Annotated in this window: 3 protein-coding genes; all 3 read right to left on the bottom strand. The window is 67.7% G+C overall.

What is annotated here, in order from left to right; translation table 11 throughout:
* Positions 1–144, bottom strand: a 144-nt coding sequence (locus BHE01S_RS40020; protein WP_167337739.1) for an amidohydrolase family protein, incomplete at its 3' end; no start/stop codon positions are given.
* A gap of 14 nt (positions 145–158) precedes the next feature.
* Positions 159–1391, bottom strand: coding sequence for an imidazolonepropionase (gene hutI, locus BHE01S_RS35735; protein ID WP_042273202.1), 1233 nt, complete (start codon positions 1389–1391; stop codon positions 159–161).
* Positions 1391–2029 carry a HutD/Ves family protein gene (locus BHE01S_RS35730; RefSeq protein WP_042273205.1) on the bottom strand — a complete coding sequence of 213 codons (639 nt, stop codon included), beginning with the start codon at positions 2027–2029 and terminating at the stop codon, positions 1391–1393. The genes hutI and BHE01S_RS35730 overlap by 1 nt, the downstream gene beginning before the upstream one ends.
* Positions 2030–2069 lie beyond the last annotated feature (40 nt).

The following is a 2069-nucleotide window of genomic DNA, read 5'->3' as shown; positions in this document are numbered from 1 at the left end:
TTGCGCCAGATCGGGCGTCACGTTGCGCAGCGTGCCCGCGGCGTCCCATTCGAGCAGCACGTTGCGGCGCCAGCCGTCGGGCAAATAGGCAGACTCGGCGAAGAGCGCGTGCGAAGCCGGATTCGTTTCAATGGTGTGATTCATGCTGAAAATAGCGCTCAAACGCGACGCTCAAGTGCGCGACGCTCAAAGACGGTCTCGCCGCCGCGCACCACGCGGGCGCAGAGCGGACGGCCAATCCAGTAAGCCAGTTCCGCCAGCGACTGCACCGTCCACACGGCAAAGTCAGCGGGACGGCCAGCCGCGAGCGTGCCGTGACGCTCTGCGTCGCCGAAAGCCTGCGCGGCATGCCGCGTCACGCCCTGCAACACCTCGGGCACGGTCATGCGGAACAGCGTGGTCGCCATGTTCATCATGAGCAGCAGCGAAGTGGCGGGCGAGGTGCCCGGATTGCTGTCGGTCGAAATGGCGATCGGCACCGCGTAGCGCCGCAGCAAGTCGAGCGGCGGAAGCTGCGTTTCGCGGATGAAGTAGTACGCGCCCGGCAGCAGCACCGCCACGGTGCCCGCTTGCTTCATGGCGGCGACGCCCGCTTCGTCGAGAAACTCCAGATGATCGGCGGACAATGCGCCGTGACGCGCCGCGAGCGCCGCACCACCGCTATTGGAGAGCTGCTCAGCATGCATCTTGACTGCGAGCTTGCGCCGTGCGGCCGCCTCGAATACGCGCTCGCTCTGAGCGAGCGAGAAGCCGATTCGTTCGCAGAACACATCGACCGCGTCCACCAGCCCTTCGTCGGCGAGCGCGGGAAGCATGCGTTCGCACACTTCGTCGATATAGTCGTCGGCGCGGCCCGCAAACTCGGGCGGCAACGCATGCGCGCCGAGAAACGTCGTGCGAACCGTAACCGGATAACGATCGCCGAGCTGACGCGCGACGCGCAGCATCTTGCGTTCGCTCGCAAGATCGAGGCCATAGCCCGATTTGATCTCGACGGCCGTTACGCCTTCGGCGAGCAACGCTTCCAGGCGCGTTGCCGACTGCGCGAACAGCGCGGCTTCGTCCGCCGCGCGCGTGGCGCGCACCGTCGAGACGATGCCGCCACCCTGCCGCGCGATTGCTTCGTAGCTCACGCCGGCAAGACGCTGCGCGAATTCATCGGCACGCTGTCCGCCGTAGACGAGGTGCGTGTGGCAATCCACGAGACCGGGCGTGACCCACGCGCCGCCCAGGTCTTCGCACGGCCACTCGGCGAATGGCATGGGCAATTCGGCAGCGGCGCCGAGCCACGCGACTTTGCCGTCTTCCACGGCAATCGCTGCGTTCTCGACGACATGCCCCGGATCGCCATGCGGGCACAGGTTGAGGTTTTGCCAGAGAGTGCGTTTCATCAGGTATGCAAAGCATCGCGCGATGCCGTTTCCGTAGTGTCTTGCCGTGGCGTGCCGAGCACGTCCAGCGCCACGGCAAGCAAGGCGCCCGCGCCGCGCGTTTCGATCTGCAAGGGGCATTGCGCATCGAGCGTATCGACGCGCAGCGTGTCGCCCGCTTCGAGACGAACGTGGCGTTGGTTATCCACGCGCACGTCCTGCGCGCCTTGCGCGCAATACAGCAATACCGTTTGCGCCTGCACGCTGCGCCGCTCGTTCGCGCGCCACACTTCGAGCGTGCCGCGCGCCGCGTCGCGGCGCACCATCAGGTTGAAGTCGCGCGTGGCGCCGTTCACGAGGCGCGCGTCGATCGCGGTTTCCCCGGCGAAACGCGCGACGTCCAGGGGTTGCGCGAGCACATGCGTGTGGCCCGCCTCGTCGAGCAACATGCCCGCGCCTTCGAGCAGCACGAGCGTCCGATCGACGCCCTCGAAGCGCGAGAACGGCCCCGCCTGCGCGACATCGGCCACGCTCACGCGCCACGCGAACCCGTCCAGTGGCGCACCGGCGTGCGATGTCACGTGCGCCGCCGCGATCTCGCGCGTGACGCCGCCGCCGTTCTTCCATGGCGACGCCACGAGCGCCGCGCCACGCAGCAGCGTGAGCCTGGCGGCCTGCGCCGCGCCTACCGCTTTCGCG

Source organism: Paraburkholderia heleia NBRC 101817 (assembly GCF_000739775.1).
Classification (GTDB): Bacteria; Pseudomonadota; Gammaproteobacteria; order Burkholderiales; family Burkholderiaceae; genus Paraburkholderia; species Paraburkholderia heleia.
This window is presented reverse-complemented; position numbering and strand designations above follow the sequence as displayed.

What these genes read in the sequence shown, in the direction of transcription:
- hutI (WP_042273202.1), bottom strand. Translation starts at nt 1,391, where the DNA reads ATGAAACGCACTCTCTGGCAAAACCTCAACCTGTGCCCGCATGGCGAT.